The sequence below is a fragment of the Janthinobacterium sp. GW460-12-1-14-LB5 genome, assembly GCF_059423585.1.
Genome location: NZ_JBWKYD010000023.1, coordinates 21,969 through 39,160, shown reverse-complemented (window position 1 = coordinate 39,160; position 17,192 = coordinate 21,969). Strand labels below are relative to the sequence as shown.

Sequence of the window (17,192 nt, the reverse complement as noted above, 5' to 3'; positions counted from 1 at the left end):
GCCGGTCAGAAACCGGTGCCCATCTGGAACTGGAAGCGCTCCAGGCGGTCCGTCGGCTTGGCGTTCAGCGGTTTGGCATAGCTCAGCTTGAGCGGGCCCACCGGTGAAATCCAGCTGATGCCCAAGCCTGCAGAATAGCGCAATTGCGAGAGCCGCATTTTTTCGCCTTCCTGGTAGACCTGGCCGCCGTCGAGGAAACCGAACCAGCGCAAGCTGCGGTCATTGCCCGAACCGGGGAATGGCATCTGCAGTTCCGCGTTACCGATCAGGCGCGAGGCGCCGCCCAAGGCATCGTTGGTGCTCGGTTCGACCGCGCCCAGCGAGGAACTCAGGTAGCCACGCACCGAACCGATGCCACCGCCGTAGAAGTTCTTGAAGACCGGATACACGTGCTTGCCGATGCCGTGGCCGTAATCGAGCTCGCCCTTCAGCGCCAGGGTGACCTTGCTGAACAGCGGACGGAAATACTGGTGCTCGTAGATGGCACGGAAGTATTTCTGGTCGCCGATCAGGTCAGCCTCCAGGTTGACGCGCTGGTAGCGGCCGATCGATGGCGTCAGGGCGCTGTCGCGGCTGTCGCGCTGCCATGCCGCCGTCAGCGGGATGGAATTTGTGGTGGCCGAACCGATACCGTCGGACGGGCCGCCGTTGTCGACCACATACTGCTTGAAGCGAATCGGGCTGGTGATGTCGGTTTCGATACGCGAGCGCTCGGCGCCGATGCCGAAGAAGACAGTGTCGACTTCCGAGAACGGCACGCCGAAACTGACGCGGCCACCAGTCTGCTTGATCTTGTAGCTGCCGATATTGAGCGCCGGCGGTTCCGTCGTGCGCAGGTAGACTTCGAAGCTGCGCGAAATGCCATCGTCCGTAAAATACGGATTGGTTTGCGAAAACGCAATCGTGCGGCTGTAATGGCTGGTATTGAGTTCGATGCCGACCGTGTTGCCGCTGCCGGCAAAGTTGGCTTGCGAAATCGACGCCGACAGGGTGAATTTTTCCGATTGCGAGAAGGCGCCGCCGATCAGGAAGTTACCCGTTGGCTTTTCCACCACCGTCACGTTGACGTCGACCTGGTCGGTCGTGCCCTGCGCTTCCGGCGTGTCGATGGTCACGTCCTTGAAGTAGCCCAGGCGGTCGACACGGTCGCGCGACAGCTTGATCTTGTTGCTGTCGTACCAGGACGATTCGAACTGGCGGAATTCGCGGCGGATGACTTCATCGCGCGTGGTGGTGTTGCCGGCGATATTCATGTGGCGCACGTAGACGCGCTTGCCCGGATCGATGAAGAAGGTGAAACCGACTTCATGCTTTTCGCGGTTGATTTCCGGATTCGCATTGACGTTGGCAAAGGCATAACCAAAGGTAGCCAGGCGGTCCTGGATGCGCTTGTTCGTCGCCGTCAGGCGCGCGCCCGAGTAGATCTCGCCTTCGCGCATCAGGTTCAGCGCTTTGAGCTCCTCTTCGCGGCCGAACATTTCGCCTTCGAACTTGGTGCCGGCGATCTTGTACTTCTCGCCTTCGGTGATGTTGATCGTCAGGTAGATGTCTTTTTTATCGGGCGTGATCGACACTTGCGTGGAGTCGACCTGCATCTCGATATAGCCGCGGTCCAGATAGTAGGACTTGAGCGACTCGATGTCGCCCGTCAGCTTGGTTTTCGAATACTGGTCGGCCTTGGTGTACCAGCTGAACCAGCCGCCCGTGTTCAGGGCCAGCTGTTCGCGCAGTTCCTTGTCCGTGAAAGCCTTGTTGCCGACGATGTTGATCTGCTTGATGCGGGCCACGTCGCCCTCGTCGACGGCGAACACCACGTTGACGCGGTTGCGCTCGATCGGCGTGACGGTGGTGGTGATCTTCACGCCGTACAGGCCATGCGACAGGTACTGGCGCTTGAGTTCCTGTTCCGCGCGGTCGACGGACGCCTTGTCGAAAATCTTGGCTTCACCGACGCCGATTTCCTTCAGGGCCTTGACCAGCACGTCCTTTTCAAATTCCTTGGTGCCCGTAAATTCCACGGCCGCGATGGCCGGGCGTTCCTCGACCAGCACCACCAGCACGTCGCCATCGACTTCCAGGCGCACGTCCTTGAAGAAACCCGTCGCATACAGGGCCTTGATGGCGGCGATACTCTTTTCGTCGGAGAATGTCTCGCCGACGCGCACCGGCAGATAGCTGAAAACAGTGCCCGCTTCAGTACGCTGGATCCCTTCGACCCGGATGTCCTTGACAGTGAATGGCTGGACGGCCAGCGCATGGCCGGCACAGAAGGCCATGACGGCGGCGCCGATCAGGCTGCGACGAAAGGAAGGCAAGGCAAAACGAGCAGAATGTAATTTCATTGGGGTTATTCAATGGGTAAATCAATGGACAACATACACAAAAGATTGCTTGTGCGACTCACGCAATGGCATCAACCACCGCCCTAATTCAGCAATCGCAACACGTCATTAAAGACGGCAAGCACCATCAAGGTCAGCAACAAACCGATCCCCAGGCGCTGGGCAATCTCGCCTACGCGCTCCGGCAAGGGGCGTCCGGTCAAAACTTCCAGCGAATAATACAGCAAATGCCCGCCATCCAGAACAGGAATGGGTAGCAAATTCATCACGCCCAGACTGATACTGATGAAGGCAATGAAGCTCAGATAGCTTACCAGACCGATGCGCGCCGTCTGGCCCGCGTAATCGGCGATGGTAATGGGCCCCGTCACATTCTTCAGCGAGACCTGGCCGGTGATCATTTTACCCAGCATTTTCAGGCTCATGACACTGGTATCCCAGACCTTGGCGGACGCCTTGCCCACGGCGGCGAACGGTCCCGATGCCACGGTGATCATATCCGGCACCTGCCCCAGCTTTGCCTGGATCTTACCAACTGTTACAGCTCCCTCTGCCGTGCCAGCCTTGACAGCTTCCGGCGTAATGGACAGGGTCAGATCCTGCCCCTGGCGCAAAAGCTGCAACTGCAGGGTCCGGCCCGGCGCCTGGCTCAGGGTGGCGATGACGGCCGCCACGTCGTGCACGGGCTGCTCGTCGATGGCGAGGATCTGGTCGTTTTTCTGCAGGCCGGCGCGCGCGGCGGCGCCATCGGGCATGATTTCCATCAAGGTGGGCGCGGAACGGGCCATAGTCAGGCCCAGCTTGCCCAGCACGTCGCCTTCCAGGTCCGTTTCCGTCAGGCTGGCCGTCGGCAAGGTCGCTTCCTGCTGGCCACGGTCGGGGCGGCGCACCTCGATGCGCGCCGGCAGCTTGTCGAGGGTAGCCTGGATCAGCTCCCAGCGCAGCTCGGACCAGCTGGCCACGGCCTTGCCATTCACCGACTCGACCGTATCGCCGCTGCGCAAGCCGGCCGCATAGGCGGCCGTCTGTTCGGCCACGGGACCGAGCTTGCTGGACGGCTCTTCGATGCCATGCATGAACAGCCCCGCATACAGCACGATGGCTACGAGGAAATTGGCCAGCGGGCCGGCGGCCACGATGGCGATGCGGCGCCACACGCTCTGGCGCGTGAATTCGCGGCGCAATTCGCTTTCCGGCAAGTCGCTGAGGTCTTGCGCGCGGCTGTCGAGCATGCTCACATAGCCGCCCAGCGGCAGCGCGGAAATCGCCCACTCCGTCTGATCCTTGCCAAACTTGCGCGAATACACCACTTTCCCCATGCCAATCGAGAAACGCAGCACTTTCACGCCGCACCAGCGCGCCACCAGATAGTGGCCCAGCTCGTGCAAGGTGATCAGCGACCCCAGCGCGACGATAAACGCCAGCAAGGTGGTAATCAAGGTCATGCGGCCAGCCTGTGGGCGATGTACGCGTGCGCGGCCGCTCTGGCCAGCCGATCCTGCTCCATCACGGCCTCGATGCTGGAAGCGGCGCCATGCGGCACCGTCTCAATGACCTGGGCGATGACCCGGTCGATCTGGCGGAAGCCGATCTGTTCGTCGAGGAAGGCTTGCACGGCCACTTCATTGGCCGCGTTCAGCAGGGCCGGCGCCGTGCCGCCCGCGCGCAGGGCGTCGAAGGCCAGCGCCAGGCAAGGAAAACGGCGGAAGTCGGGACGTTCGAACTGCAAGGTGGCAACTTGTGCCAGGTCAAGCTGCGCTACGCCAGAATTGATACGCTGCGGATACGCCAGCGCATGCGCGATGGGTGTGCGCATGTCCGGATTGCCCAGCTGGGCCAGCACGGAACCGTCGATATACGACACCATCGAATGGATCACGCTTTGCGGGTGGATCAGCACCTCGATCTGGTCGGCAGGGGCGCCGAACAGCCAGTGCGCCTCGATCACTTCCAGGCCCTTGTTCATCATGGTGGCCGAATCGACGGAAATCTTGCGGCCCATGGCCCAGGTCGGATGCTTGCACGCCTGGTCCGGCGTCACGCTATCGAGCGTCTCGACGTCGCGCGTGAGGAAGGGGCCGCCGGACGCGGTGAGCACGATTTTTGCTACGCCCGCCGCGCCAGGTGCGCGGCCATGGGCGTGCGGCATGCATTGGAAGATGGCGTTGTGTTCGCTGTCGATCGGCAGCAGCACGGCACCATTGTCATGCACGGCATCGATGAACAGCTGGCCCGACATGACCAGCGCTTCTTTATTGGCCAGCAATACTTTCTTGCCGGCACGTGCGGCCGCCAGGGTGGGCGCCAGACCGGCGGCACCGACGATGGCCGCCATCACGCCCGTCACTTGCGGCGCGCTGGCGATGGCGCACAAGGCTTCCTCGCCGTACTCGACTTGCGTATCGGCGCCCTGCCCGCGCAGCAAACGCGTCAGTTCAAGGGCGGCATCCGCCGTGCCGACGACGGCGCGTTGGGGACGGAACTGCAGGCACTGGGCGGCCAGTTCGGCCACACGGCTGTGGGCACTCAGCGCATACACGCTGTATTGCTCCGGATGGCGCGCCAGCACGTCCAGGGTGGACACGCCGATCGAACCGGTCGCGCCAAGGATGGTGATGTATTGCATGAGTTTCCTTAAAGCCAGCTAGCCACGAGAGCGGCAAATGGCAGGACCGGGATCAACGCGTCGATACGGTCGAGTACGCCGCCATGGCCAGGCAGCAGGTTGCTGCTGTCCTTGATGCCGGCGCGGCGCTTCAATTGGGATTCGAACAGGTCGCCGACGATGCTGGCGGCGACGATCAGCAGCAGTACCAGCAAGGCCACCAGCCAGCCGCGGCGCAGTTGCAGCTGCACGGCGAAGGTGTCTTGCAAGACCGGCAGCGATGGCGCGGCAACGATGGTGATGGCGGCGATGACCAGCACGGCGATGCCGCCGCCGATGGCGCCCTCCCAGGATTTTCCTGGGGAAATGCTTGGCGCCAGCTTGCGCTTGCCGAAAGCCTTGCCCGAGAAATAGGCGCCGATGTCGGCGATCCACACGAGAGCCATGACGGACAGCAGGTACAAAGGGCTATGCAGGAACAAGGCGATGATGGCGACGAAGCAGCCGACGATGGTCACCGGGTACACCAGGCTGAGCAAGGTATTGCCCAGGCCTTCGGTGGGCGGCAAGCCCGTCGCCAGCGAAGGCACGAAGCGGATCAGCCAGATGGCCACGCACAGGGCGAACCAGAAATTGAGCTGCGCCATGCCGTTACCGACAAAAAACGTATAAGCGAAGGCGGCAGTCCAGACGGCGGCGATCAGCAGAGCCTGGCGATTTTTGAAGATGCGGAAGCTTTCCCAGACGGCGGCGCCAAAGAACGCCGTGGCGATCACGGCGAAGGCGGGGAAATAATTCAGATACAGAACCGGCAGCAAGACCGCCAACAAGACCAGGGCGGTGATTATCCGTGTTTTCAGCATCAGTTTGTCTTTTCAGTTAATTGCGCGCTGGTACGGCCAAAGCGCCGTTCGCGCTGCTGGTAAGACGCGATTGCCGCGTCGAGGCACTCGTCATCGAAGTCGGGCCAGAAAGTCTCGGTGAAAAACAACTCAGTGTACGCCAGTTGCCACAGGAGGAAATTGGAAATGCGCTGCTCGCCGCCCGTGCGGATGAACAGGTCAGGCTCGGGTGCGTAGGCCATGGCCAGGTGCGGCGCCAGTTGCTCTTCCGTGTAGGCGTGGCCGGCGGGCTGGCCATTGGCTGCCGCATCGGCCGTCATTTTATTGACTGCCTGCATGATATCCCAGCGGCCGCCGTAATTGGCGCAGATGGACACCGTCAGGCGCGTGTTGTTGGCCGTCTTGCGTTCCGCATTGGCGATCAGGGTTTGCAGCTCCCCATTGAAGCGCGACAGGTCGCCCACCACCTTCAGGCGGATGTCGCTGGCATGCATCTTGACCACTTCGCGTTCCAGCATGGTAACGAACAGGCGCATCAGCATCGACACCTCTTCTTCCGGGCGGCGCCAGTTTTCCGAACTGAAGGCAAACAGGGTCAGATATTCGACACCGCGGTTGAGGCAACTCTCGACGATGCCGCGCACGGCGTCGGCGCCCTTGACGTGGCCAGCCACGCGGGGCAGGAAGCGCTTGGTTGCCCAGCGGCCATTGCCATCCATAATGATTGCTACATGGCGCGGCACCGTGCCAACCTCAGGTACTGCCGTTGTCGAACTCGAATAGATCATGAAAACACGAATACCAAAAATAAAAGATAGCTATTATGCGCCAAATAGCACTGCCCGGAAAAGCCATGCTTTCCCGGGCAGCGTCAAAAGGACTGAAAACTAGACCGTCAGCACTTCTTTTTCTTTGTCGACAACCATCTTGTCGATGTCGGCAATAAACTTGTCGGTCAGTTTCTGCACTTCTTCCGACGAGCGGCGCTCATCGTCCTCGGAGCAGGCTTTTTCCTTGACCAGCTTCTTCAGCGACTCGTTCGCATCGCGACGAATGTTACGCACGGCAATCTTCGCGTCTTCCGCTTCGCTCTTGACCAGCTTGACCATTTCCTTGCGGCGCTCTTCCGTCAGCGGCGGCGTCGGGACGCGGATCAGGTCGCCCTGTGCCGATGGATTCAAGCCCAGGTCGGCGTCGCGGATGGCTTTTTCGATGGTGTTGGCCATCTTCTTCTCGTACGGCTGCACGCCGATGGTGCGCGCGTCGATCAGGGTCACGTTGGCGACCTGGGTCAGCGCCGTCGGCGAACCATAGTAGTCGACCATCACGTGGTCCAGGATACCCGTATGGGCACGGCCGGTACGCACTTTGGCCAGGTCGGCCCGCAGTGTTTCCAGCGACTTCGTCATGCGTTCCTGGGTGTTCTTTTTAACGTCAGCTAAGGACATTGCTGTACTCCTTGTCTTGATAATAATGAATATTGCTACTTCGCTTGCGATGAAAACACCAGCGCAGTCGGGAGTGCCGAAAACCGTTCAGGGCAAGGCGCAGCGCCGAAGACAGTACGAATGTACGGCAAGGCACTGCAACGCAGCCATGGACGGTTTCTCGGCGCTCCGCTTCCCTTATACGTGAACCAAGGTGCCTTCATCTTCGCCCATGATGACGCGCATCAGCGCGCCTGGCTTGGTGATCGAAAACACTTTGATTGGCAGTTTCTGGTCGCGGCACAGGGCGAATGCGGTGGCATCCATCACTTGCAGGTGCTTGGCGATGGCGTCGTCGAACGTAATCGTGTGGAACAGGGTGGCGTTCGGATCCTTCTTCGGATCGGCCGTGTAGACGCCGTCGACCTTGGTGGCCTTCAGGACGATCTCGGCGCTGATCTCGGAACCGCGCAAGGCGGCTGCCGTGTCGGTGGTGAAGAACGGATTGCCGGTGCCGGCGGCGAAGACCACTACTTTACCTTCTTCCAGGTATTGCAGGGCTTTCGGGCGGACGTACGGCTCGACGACTTGCTCGATGCCGATGGCCGACATGACGCGCGCGGTGATGCCCACGTGGCGCATGGCATCGGCCAGGGCCAGTGCGTTCATCACCGTGGCAAGCATGCCCATGTAGTCGGCGGTGGCACGGTCCATGCCTTGCGCGCCAGGCGCGACGCCGCGGAAGATATTGCCGCCGCCAATCACGATTGCCAGTTCCACACCCAACTTCGCCACCTCGGCCACATCGGCCACCATGCGCTCGATCGTGGCGCGGTTGATGCCGTAGGGATCATCACCCATCAGGGCTTCGCCGGACAACTTGAGGAGGACGCGCTTGTAGGCTGGTTTTGACATGAGCTGGGGCTCCATAAATGAGGTTATTCGAGTATGACATGGCGCAGCGCCTTGCAGCGCCGGATAGGCGGGAGGAAGCTGCCCATGCCGCCGCCCGGCACGACAGGTGCGGGCGGGCCAAAAAAACGGGCCTCTCGGCCCGCTTTACTTACGCTCCCTGGGAGGCAGCCATCTGTGCTGCGACTTCTGCTGCGAAGTCGTCTTGCTTCTTCTCGATGCCCTCGCCCACTACGTACATGGCGAAACCTTTGACGCTGGTGTTAGCCGCCTTCAGCATTTGCTCAACCGACAGCTTGTCGTTTTTCACGAAAGCCTGGTTCAGCAGCGATACTTCTTTCAGGAACTTCTGTACGGAACCTTCCAGGCGCTTGGCCAGGATTTCCGGCGATTGCGCTGGCTTGCCTTCGGCGGCCGCTTTGGCTGCGTCTTCTTCGGCTTTCAGTTGGGCAACCGAACGCTCTTTTTCGATCAATTCCGCAGGAACTTCGTTCGACGACAGCGACACTGGCTTCATGGCAGCGATGTGCATGGCCACGTCCTTGCCTACTTGCTCATCGGCACCGTCGAATTCGACGATCACGCCAATGCGCGAACCGTGCAGGTACGAAGCCAGCTTGGCGCTGGTTTCGAAACGCTGGAAGCGGCGGATGGTCATGTTTTCGCCGATTTTGCCGATCAGGGCAGCGCGCACTTCGTCCAGGGTCTTGCCGTCGAGTGGCAGGGCCAGCAGGGCAGCCACGTCAGCCGGGTTGTGTTCTGCTACCAGGCGGGCAGCGTTGTTGGCCAGTGCCAGGAAATCGTCGTTTTTCGCAACGAAGTCGGTTTCCGAGTTCACTTCGACCAGGGCGCCTACGCCGTTGGCGATGTAGGTTGCCACGACGCCTTCAGCGGTGATGCGCGCCGATGCTTTCGATGCCTTGCCGCCCAGTTTGACGCGCAGGATCTCTTCCGCACGCGCCATGTCGCCTTCGGCTTCGGTCAGTGCTTTTTTGCATTCCATCATTGGTGCGTCGGTTTTGCCGCGCAATTCGCCTACCATCGCTGCTGTAATCGCTGCCATGTGTTTCTCCTGATTCGGTGAGTCGATAGTCGCGGCCGGGCATGCATGCCTCGCCAGCGGTCACTATCGTTTTTTTGTTAAAAAAAAGGGGGAGCTGCTGCCACCCCTTTTCCCTTACTGCTGTGCTTACAAACGGCTATCCTGCGATAGCCTGGCCATTAAGCCTGTTCGTTTACTTCGACGAATTCGTCGCCAGCGGCTGCTTTAACCATTTCAACAACTTCGTTACCGGCAGCTGCACGGCCTTCGATGATTGCGTCAGCAACACCGCGAGCGTACAACATGATGGCTTTCGAGGAGTCATCGTTACCTGGGATCACGAAGTTCACGCCTTCTGGGGAGTGGTTGGTATCGACAACGCCGATGACCGGGATACCCAGTTTAGCTGCTTCGGTGATCGCGCCTTTGTGGTAGCCGACGTCGACGACGAAGATTGCGTCAGGAATGCCGCCCATGTCCTTGATGCCGCCGATCGATTTTTGCAGCTTGATCATTTCGCGGGAGAACATCAGCGCTTCTTTTTTCGACAGCTTCTCGATCGAACCGTCTTCGATCATCGCTTCCATGTCCTTCAGGCGCTTGATCGAGGTTTTGATCGTTTTGAAGTTGGTCAGCATACCGCCCAACCAACGTTGATCAACGAAAGGCACGCCAGCGCGTTGTGCTTCAGCAGCGATGATTTCGCGAGCTTGACGCTTGGTGCCAACCATCAGGATGGTGCCACGGTTTGCAGCCAGTTGACGCACGTGCTTCATTGCGTCCTGGTACATCGCCATGGTTTTTTCCAGGTTGATGATGTGGATCTTGTTGCGATGGCCGAAGATGAACGGTGCCATTTTTGGATTCCAAAAACGGGTTTGGTGACCAAAGTGGACACCGGCTTCCAGCATTTCGCGCATTGTTACGGACATTATTAACTCCAGGGTTGGGTCTGGAATCCGATCAGTCACCATACAGGCACCCTTGTCGACCGGATTCGCGTGTTTATATAAATTAAAGACACTGTTTTACTGCATTGCTTAAAAGAGAATTCAAGCAACCCGGGATTCTACACTGAAATGACCGCCGCATCAAGTCCGCACTGCAAAACGCCGGCCCTGCGGAAACACTCAACGCACCACCTTGGTGCAAGACGTGGCGCCACCGCCGATAGAGCGCCGTTTCCCCCACAAATCCCCGCTTCAGCCATAGGAAGGAGGCGGCGGATTCAGGGCGCCTCGTTTATAATTTCGACATATTTGCAGACTTTTCCCCATCTGGCAGGAAGGGTCTGTGCTTTTCACCTGAATTCTTGCAGATTGCGAATTACACCATGTCCACCATCCGTATCAATACCCCCGCCGACATCGAAGGCATGCGCATCGCCGGCAAGCTCGGCGCCGAAGTACTCGACTACATCACGCCCTTCGTCAAGGTGGGCGTCACCACGGGCGAGCTCGATCGCCTGTGCCACGAATACATGGTCAACGTGCAGGGCACCATCCCTGCCCCGCTGAACTACTGTCCGCCCGGCTACACGCCCTACCCGAAAGCCATCTGCACCTCCGTCAACGACGTCATCTGCCACGGCATTCCTGGCGACAAGGTCTTGAAAAGCGGCGATTCCGTCAACCTCGACATCACCGTCATCAAGGATGGCTACCACGGCGACAACAGCCGCATGTTCCTCGTCGGCACGCCCACCATCCTGGCCAAGCGTCTGTCGGAAATCACCTATGAATGCATGTGGCTGGGAATCGACCAGATCAAGCCGGGCGCCCACCTGGGCGATATCGGCCACGCCATCCAGCAGCACGCGGAAAAAGCCGGCTACAGCGTGGTGCGCGAATTCTGCGGCCATGGCATCGGCAAAGTCTTCCACGAAGAACCGCAAGTGTTGCATTACGGCAAGCCAGGCACCCTGGAACGCCTGGAAGCGGGCATGATTTTCACCGTGGAACCGATGATCAACTCGGGCCGCCGCGAAATCCGCGAAATGAACGATGGCTGGACCATCAAAACCAAGGACCGCAGCCTGTCGGCGCAATGGGAACACACGGTGCTGGTGACGGAAACGGGCTATGAAGTGCTGACCGTCTCGCCCGGCATGCCGCCGCCGCCCGCCTTGATCCTGAACAAAGCCTGATTCTTCCATCCCACGCACCGCCACCCAGGGCCCAGATGAAAAAGCAAGTTCGGGAACAGCTGAAACAGCAACTGAAAGCCGACCGCCAGGTCGTCATTGCGGCCTTCCAGGCCGACGGCAAGCCTGAAAAACTGCTGCGCAGCCTGCGCCACAGCGTCGACGGGGTGCTGGCGCGCGCCTGGCAGGAAGCGGGCTTGCCGCCAGGCACTTCCCTGGTGGGCGTGGGCGGCTATGGCCGCGGCGAACTGTTTCCGTATTCCGACGTCGACCTGCTGATCCTGCTGCAACAGGCGCCGGACGCGGCCGCGCAGGAAAAACTGGAAGAACTGGTGCAGCTGCTGTGGGACCTGGGCCTGGAAATCGGCCACAGCATCCGCACCGTCGACGAGTGCCTGGTCGAATCGAAGGCCGACATCACCGTGCAAACGAGCTTGCTCGAAGCGCGCCTTGTGTGCGGCAATGCGGACCTGTTCGCGCAATTGCAGCAGCGCTACGATGCGGCGATGGATCCGCAGGCGTTTTTCCAGGCAAAAACGGCGGAAATGCGCCAGCGCCATGCCAAATATGAAGACACGGCCTTCAGCCTGGAACCGAATTGCAAGGAAAGCCCGGGCGGCCTGCGCGACCTGCAGGTGATTTTGTGGGTAGCCAAGGCGGCCGGCCTGGCGAACTCGTGGCGCACGCTGGCCACGGGCGGCCTGATCACCCTGACGGAAGCGCGCCAACTGATGGAAAAGGAACGCGCCTTCAAGGATATCCGCGTGCGCCTGCACCTGCATGCTGGGCGGCGCGAAGACCGCCTCGTGTTCGACGTGCAGACGGCCATCGCCGAATCGCTGGGCTTGCAGGCGACGGGCAGCGGGCCGCACATGCGCCGCGCCAGCGAATTCCTCATGCAGCGCTATTACTGGGCCGCCAAGACCGTGACCCAGCTCAACACGATTCTGCTGCAAAACATCGAGGCGCGGCTGTTTCCGCAGGACGACGTGGCCGTGCCCATCAACGAACGCTTCAATGAAGTCAACAGCCTGATCGACATCAGCGCCGACGATACGTTCGAGCAATATCCTTCGGCCATGCTGGAAATCTTCGTGCTGATGACGGAGCGCCCGGCCCTGAAGGGCATGACCTCGCGCGCCACGCGGGCCCTGTGGCACGCGCGCTTCAAGATCGACGCGGCCTTCCGCCAGGACCCCGTCAACCGCGCCCTCTTCCTGCGCATCATGCAAGCCCCGGTCGGCATCATCCATGCGCTGCGACGCATGAACGAAATGAGCATCCTGGGACGCTACCTGCCGAATTTCCGCCGCATCGTGGGCCAGATGCAGCACGACCTGTTCCACGTGTACACGGTCGACCAGCACATTTTGATGGTGGTGCGCAACATGCGCCGCTTCACCATGAGCGAACATGCGCACGAATACCCGTTCTGCAGCCAGTTGATGGCCGATTTCTCGCAATCGTGGCTGCTGTACGTGGCGGCCCTGTTCCACGACATCGCCAAGGGCCGCGGCGGCGACCACTCGAAGCTGGGCGTGGCCGACGCCACCCAGTTCTGCCAGGACCACGGTCTGTCGTTTGATGACACGGAACTGGTGGCTTTCTTGGTGGAAAATCACCTGACCATGTCGCAAGTTGCACAGAAGCAAGATTTGTCCGACCCGGACGTCATCGCCGCCTTTGCGAAAGTGGTCAAGGACGAGCGCCACCTGACGGGCCTGTATCTGCTGACGGTGGCCGACATCCGCGGCACCAGCCCGAAAGTGTGGAATGCCTGGAAGGGCAAGCTGCTGGAAGACCTGTACAAGATCACCCTGCGCGTGCTGGGCGGCGAGCCGCACACGGCCGACCGCGAACTGAAGAACCGCCAGCAGGAAGCGCTGGCCACCCTGCGCCTGTACGGCTTGCCGCCCGATGCGCATGTAAAGCTGTGGCAACAGCTGGACGTGGCGTATTTCCTGCGCCACGACGCGTCCGACATCGCCTGGCAGACGCGCTCGCTGTATGACAAGCTCGACAGCAAGTTGCCGGTGGTAAAATGCCGGCTGGCGCCCATCGGCGAAGGCTTGCAGGTGGCCGTGTACATTCCCGACCAGCCGGACCTGTTCGCGCGCATCTGCAGCTATTTCGACCGCAAGAATTTCAGCATCCTCGACGCGAAGATCCACACGACGAAAAATGGCTATGCGCTCGACACCTTCCTCGTCACCGAGCAAAACTTCGCCAAGAGCTACCGCGACATCATCAGCCTGATCGAGCATGAGCTGGGCGAGCTGCTGCAGTCGCAGACGCCGCTGCCGCCGCCGGGCAAGGGACGGCTGTCGCGCCTGTCGCGCACCTTCCCCTTCCAGCCGACGGTGGACCTGCGGCCCGATGAAAAAGGCCAGTACTACCTGCTGTCGGTGGCCGCCAACGACCGCACGGGCCTGCTGTACGCGATCGCCAACGTGCTGACCAAGTACCGCATCAACTTGCACACGGCCAAGATCATGACTCTGGGCGAGCGGGTCGAAGACGTTTTCCTCGTCGACGGTCCCGCGCTCAACAATGCCCGCAACCAGATATTGCTGGAAACCGATTTACTCGATGCGCTGAAAGTGTAAGCTTTCCGCGCAGCGCCTACCCTTACTGAAACTGAAACAACATGACCGAAGAATTATTACGCTTGTCCAAACGCATGTCCGAACTGGGGCTGTGCTCCCGCCGCGAAGCCGATGAATGGATCGCGCGCGGCTGGGTCCGCGTGGATGGCAAGGTGGTGTCCGAGCTGGGCAGCAAGGTCTACCCGAGCCAGCGCGTCACCGTGGAACGCCAGGCGGCAGCCGAGCAGTCGAAGCGCGTCACCGTGCTGATCAACAAACCCGTCGGCTATGTCAGCGGCCAGGCCGAAGACGGCTACACGCCCGCCGTGGCCCTGATCAAGGCGGAAAACCGCTGGGCGGAAGACCGCAGCCCGGAACAGTTCCACCCGACCCAGCTGCGCAGCCTGGTGGCGGCCGGCCGCCTGGACATCGATTCCGTCGGCTTGCTGGTCCTGACGCAGGACGGCCGCGTGGCCAAGCAGCTGATCGGCCACGATACCGATATCGACAAGGAATACCTGGTGCGCGTGAGCTACACCAAGGGCGGCACCCTGCCCGACAGCGAGCTGAAAAAACTCAACCATGGCCTGTGGCTCGACGGCAAGCCGCTGCTGCCGGCCAAGGTGCGCTGGCAAAACGAGGATCAGCTGAGCTTTACCTTGCGTGAAGGCAAGAAACGCCAGATCCGCCGCATGTGCGAAGCCGTCGGCCTGAAAGTGCTGGGCTTGAAACGCGTGCGCATCGGCAAGGTCAAGCTGGGCGATTTGCCGACCGGCCAATGGCGCTACCTGAGCGCGGACGAGCAGTTTTAAGCTTGCCGGGATCTATATCCAGAAGGCAACAAGAATAGTGCAACAAAGGCAATTATTGTGATTTGGTTAGCAAATATTGCCCTGAACCTATACACTATTCCCCATTAGAAATTACAAGAGATACGCCGTCGTGAACGATCCCATTCCTAATCCCCTGCGCAAAGGCGCCCCCAGTCTGGCTGACGTGGCCGAGCCGATGGAGCCAGGCACCAAGCCGCACCATATGAGCGATCCGTGGGATATCGGCGAAACCCTGTGCAGCCTGGCTGATAACGGCGACGCCATTTCCATCTACCCGACGGGCGGCGAAGACGTCATCATGGCGCGCGTCCTGTCCGTCGACGACGACTTGCCGCAATTCGTGCTGGAACTCAACGAAGGCGCGACCCTGCCCGAAGGCGGCGCCACGTTTGTGTCGTGGGTGCAAAGCGCCAAACTGCAATTTACCATCAATGGCGAATGGGAGGCGTATCCCGAGCGGCCAAACGTCTACCTGACCAACTTCCCCAGCCATTGCCTGGTGCTGGAGCGGCGCGAATCGGCGCGCCTGGAAACGCCGCTGGGCGTGTACTACCTGGCCGCCTTCGTGCTCGAGGGCCGTCCGTATGAATTGCAGCTGTATGATTTCTCCGCCGGCGGCATCGGCATGCGCGCCCACCCGCGCGACACGGTGGGCCTGTACGTGGGGCGCAAGCTGTCGCGCGTGCGCCTGGAACTGGGGCCGGACAAGGTCATGATCGCCGACCTGGAAATCCGCCTGTCGCGCACCTTCCGCTCCTTCCTGCTGGGCGAGCAGGTGCAGATCGGCTGCCGCTTCCTGAACCTGACGGAGGCCATGCAGGATGAACTGAAAACCTTGCTCGACAACCTGGGCAGCAGCCGCAAGGTGCGCTAGGATTGCTTCAGGCATAAAAAATGGCCGCCCAGCTGATGCTGCGCGGCCATTTTTTGTTTGACAGCCAAAGTCACGAGGCGCCTGAAAAACGTTCAGGGCAAGGCAACGCCGCCATGGACGTTTTCTCAGGAGCCGATCAATCGTCGTCGTTCGGATCCAGGTCGGGGAACATGACTTCCGTATAGCCGAATTGCGTAAAATCAACGATACGCATCGGATACAGAATGCCGTGCAGGTGGTCCACTTCATGCTGCACCACGCGGGCATGGAAGCCGTCGCAGTCGCGGCTGATGGGCTGGCCGAACTGGTCGACGCCTTCGTAATGCAGCTCGCTCCAGCGCGGCACGCTGCCGCGCAGGCCGGGCACAGACAGGCAACCTTCGAAGCCCTCTTCCTTGCGTTCCGACAAAGGTGTCAGCAGCGGGTTGATCAGCACGGTTTCCGGCACTTGCGGCGCGTCGGGATAGCGCAGATTCTGCTTGAAGCCGTAGATCACCAGCTGCAGGTTGACGCCGATCTGCGGCGCTGCCAGGCCGGCGCCATTGGCCGCATGCATGGTGTCGAACATGTCGGCGATCAAGGCGTGCAACTCGGGCGTATCGAATTCACGCACGGGCTCGGCCATCCGCAGCAAACGCGGATCGCCCATCTTCAGAATCTCGCGTACGGTCATTTTGCTTCCAGTGTCGATTGCAATTCTTGCAAGTAAGTACGGAAGGCCGCGCCCGTTTCCGGATGTTTCATGCCCATCGCCGTCGTTGCCTTCAGATAACCGAGCTTGGAGCCGCAGTCATAGCGCTGCCCCTGATAGCGGTATGCCAGCACGCGCTCTTCGCGCATCAGGGCGGCGATGCCGTCCGTCAACTGGATTTCGCCGCCGGCGCCCGTGCCCAGGTTTTCCAGGTGACCGAAGATGCGGCTGGTCAGCACATAACGACCCACCACGGCCAGGGTCGATGGCGCCTCTTCCGGCGCAGGCTTTTCCACGATGGCCGAGACCACTTCCAGGTCGGGCTGATAATTCTTTGCCGACACAATACCGTACTGCCTGGTTTCCGCGCGCGGCACATCCTGTACCGCCAGCAGCGAGCAATTTTCATACTGGAAGACATCGGTCATCTGCGCCAGCACGGGGCGCACGCCCTCTTCCACATCCATGAAATCGTCGGCCAGCAAGACGGCAAACGGCTCGTCGCCGATCACGGGACGGGCGCACAGCACGGCATGTCCCAGACCCAGCGGCGCCGACTGGCGGATGTAAATGCAATTGATATGCTTGGGAATGACGTTTTGCACCATTTCCAGCAATTGGCGCTTGCCGGCCGCTTCCAGTTCCGATTCCAGTTCATAGGCCGTATCGAAATGGTCTTCGATGGCGCGCTTGTTGCGGCCCGTGATGAAGATCATTTCCGTGATGCCTGCCGCCACGGCTTCTTCCACCGCGTACTGGATCAGGGGCTTGTCGACGATGGGCAACATTTCCTTCGGTTGCGCCTTGGTCGCAGGCAAGAAACGGCTGCCCAGGCCGGCGACGGGAAAGACTGCTTTTCTGATTTTTTTCATGGGTCTTCTGTAAGATATTGAATA

The 17,192-nt window shown here is 60.4% G+C and carries 15 protein-coding genes; 4 read left to right on the top strand and 11 right to left on the bottom strand.

Annotated elements, in window-relative coordinates; genetic code table 11:
- Positions 1-5 precede the first annotated feature (5 nt).
- The 9 genes from bamA to rpsB form a co-directional block, all read right to left on the bottom strand.
- Positions 6-2,342 carry an outer membrane protein assembly factor BamA gene (bamA, locus tag AC07X6_RS22130; RefSeq protein WP_230541971.1) on the bottom strand — a complete coding sequence of 779 codons (2,337 nt, stop codon included), beginning with the start codon at positions 2,340-2,342 and terminating at the stop codon, positions 6-8.
- A gap of 83 nt (positions 2,343-2,425) precedes the next feature.
- Positions 2,426-3,787 (bottom strand): RIP metalloprotease RseP, encoded by a 1,362-nt coding sequence (gene rseP, locus AC07X6_RS22125; protein ID WP_230541970.1) that lies wholly within the window; start codon positions 3,785-3,787, stop codon positions 2,426-2,428.
- On the bottom strand, positions 3,784-4,968 hold the full coding sequence (gene ispC, locus AC07X6_RS22120; protein ID WP_494792407.1) for a 1-deoxy-D-xylulose-5-phosphate reductoisomerase: 1,185 nt from the start codon (positions 4,966-4,968) through the stop codon (positions 3,784-3,786). Before ispC ends, rseP begins: the two co-directional genes overlap by 4 nt.
- An 8-nt stretch (positions 4,969-4,976) precedes the next feature.
- A complete protein-coding gene (locus AC07X6_RS22115) occupies positions 4,977-5,810 on the bottom strand; it encodes a phosphatidate cytidylyltransferase (protein WP_152252664.1) in 834 nt (277 codons plus the stop codon).
- Entirely contained in the window at positions 5,810-6,577 is a 768-nt protein-coding gene (gene uppS / locus AC07X6_RS22110) for a polyprenyl diphosphate synthase (protein ID WP_494792406.1), read from the bottom strand. The genes AC07X6_RS22115 and uppS overlap by 1 nt, the downstream gene beginning before the upstream one ends.
- 99 nt (positions 6,578-6,676) lie before the next feature.
- The gene (gene frr / locus AC07X6_RS22105; protein ID WP_034784152.1) at positions 6,677-7,237 is read right to left on the bottom strand and encodes a ribosome recycling factor; all 561 of its coding nucleotides are present in this window, start codon (positions 7,235-7,237) and stop codon (positions 6,677-6,679) included.
- A 177-nt stretch (positions 7,238-7,414) separates the two neighbouring features.
- The gene (pyrH, locus tag AC07X6_RS22100) at positions 7,415-8,131 is read right to left on the bottom strand and encodes a UMP kinase (RefSeq protein ID WP_034752258.1); all 717 of its coding nucleotides are present in this window, start codon (positions 8,129-8,131) and stop codon (positions 7,415-7,417) included.
- Positions 8,132-8,279: 148 nt separating this feature from the next.
- Positions 8,280-9,191, bottom strand: a complete 912-nt coding sequence (gene tsf / locus AC07X6_RS22095; protein WP_086137734.1) for a translation elongation factor Ts — start codon at positions 9,189-9,191, stop codon at positions 8,280-8,282.
- Positions 9,192-9,349: 158 nt separating this feature from the next.
- Positions 9,350-10,102 carry a 30S ribosomal protein S2 gene (rpsB, locus tag AC07X6_RS22090; RefSeq protein ID WP_152283262.1) on the bottom strand — a complete coding sequence of 251 codons (753 nt, stop codon included), beginning with the start codon at positions 10,100-10,102 and terminating at the stop codon, positions 9,350-9,352.
- Between the two features lie 401 nt (positions 10,103-10,503).
- Between rpsB and map the strand changes: the two genes are divergently transcribed.
- The 4 genes from map to AC07X6_RS22070 all read left to right on the top strand — a co-directional run bounded on the left by map (position 10,504) and on the right by AC07X6_RS22070 (position 15,605).
- Positions 10,504-11,316, top strand: coding sequence for a type I methionyl aminopeptidase (gene map / locus AC07X6_RS22085; RefSeq protein WP_230541967.1), 813 nt, complete (start codon positions 10,504-10,506; stop codon positions 11,314-11,316).
- 35 nt (positions 11,317-11,351) lie between these two features.
- On the top strand, positions 11,352-13,919 hold the full coding sequence (locus tag AC07X6_RS22080; protein WP_230541966.1) for a [protein-PII] uridylyltransferase: 2,568 nt from the start codon (positions 11,352-11,354) through the stop codon (positions 13,917-13,919).
- 41 nt (positions 13,920-13,960) lie between these two features.
- Positions 13,961-14,710, top strand: coding sequence for a pseudouridine synthase (locus tag AC07X6_RS22075; protein ID WP_034752263.1), 750 nt, complete (start codon positions 13,961-13,963; stop codon positions 14,708-14,710).
- A gap of 130 nt (positions 14,711-14,840) precedes the next feature.
- A complete protein-coding gene (locus tag AC07X6_RS22070; RefSeq protein WP_230541964.1) occupies positions 14,841-15,605 on the top strand; it encodes a flagellar brake protein in 765 nt (254 codons plus the stop codon).
- A gap of 136 nt (positions 15,606-15,741) precedes the next feature.
- On the opposite strand, the gene def is transcribed toward AC07X6_RS22070, so the two are convergent.
- Together def and galU are read right to left on the bottom strand one after the other, a co-directional pair.
- The gene (def, locus tag AC07X6_RS22065) at positions 15,742-16,278 is read right to left on the bottom strand and encodes a peptide deformylase (protein ID WP_230541963.1); all 537 of its coding nucleotides are present in this window, start codon (positions 16,276-16,278) and stop codon (positions 15,742-15,744) included.
- Entirely contained in the window at positions 16,275-17,168 is an 894-nt protein-coding gene (galU, locus tag AC07X6_RS22060) for a UTP--glucose-1-phosphate uridylyltransferase GalU (RefSeq protein WP_230541962.1), read from the bottom strand. Before galU ends, def begins: the two co-directional genes overlap by 4 nt.
- Positions 17,169-17,192 lie beyond the last annotated feature (24 nt).

Bases quoted from the DNA above. Each gene is read 5' to 3' on its own strand.
- bamA (WP_230541971.1), bottom strand. From the start codon at position 2,342: ATGAAATTACATTCTGCTCGTTTTGCCTTGCCTTCCTTTCGTCGCAGC.
- rseP (WP_230541970.1), bottom strand. From the start codon at position 3,787: ATGACCTTGATTACCACCTTGCTGGCGTTTATCGTCGCGCTGGGGTCG.
- ispC (WP_494792407.1), bottom strand. From the start codon at position 4,968: ATGCAATACATCACCATCCTTGGCGCGACCGGTTCGATCGGCGTGTCC.
- AC07X6_RS22115 (WP_152252664.1), bottom strand. From the start codon at position 5,810: ATGCTGAAAACACGGATAATCACCGCCCTGGTCTTGTTGGCGGTCTTG.
- uppS (WP_494792406.1), bottom strand. From the start codon at position 6,577: ATGATCTATTCGAGTTCGACAACGGCAGTACCTGAGGTTGGCACGGTG.
- frr (WP_034784152.1), bottom strand. From the start codon at position 7,237: ATGTCCTTAGCTGACGTTAAAAAGAACACCCAGGAACGCATGACGAAG.
- pyrH (WP_034752258.1), bottom strand. From the start codon at position 8,131: ATGTCAAAACCAGCCTACAAGCGCGTCCTCCTCAAGTTGTCCGGCGAA.
- tsf (WP_086137734.1), bottom strand. From the start codon at position 9,191: ATGGCAGCGATTACAGCAGCGATGGTAGGCGAATTGCGCGGCAAAACC.
- rpsB (WP_152283262.1), bottom strand. From the start codon at position 10,102: ATGTCCGTAACAATGCGCGAAATGCTGGAAGCCGGTGTCCACTTTGGT.
- map (WP_230541967.1), top strand. From the start codon at position 10,504: ATGTCCACCATCCGTATCAATACCCCCGCCGACATCGAAGGCATGCGC.
- AC07X6_RS22080 (WP_230541966.1), top strand. From the start codon at position 11,352: ATGAAAAAGCAAGTTCGGGAACAGCTGAAACAGCAACTGAAAGCCGAC.
- AC07X6_RS22075 (WP_034752263.1), top strand. From the start codon at position 13,961: ATGACCGAAGAATTATTACGCTTGTCCAAACGCATGTCCGAACTGGGG.
- def (WP_230541963.1), bottom strand. From the start codon at position 16,278: ATGACCGTACGCGAGATTCTGAAGATGGGCGATCCGCGTTTGCTGCGG.
- galU (WP_230541962.1), bottom strand. From the start codon at position 17,168: ATGAAAAAAATCAGAAAAGCAGTCTTTCCCGTCGCCGGCCTGGGCAGC.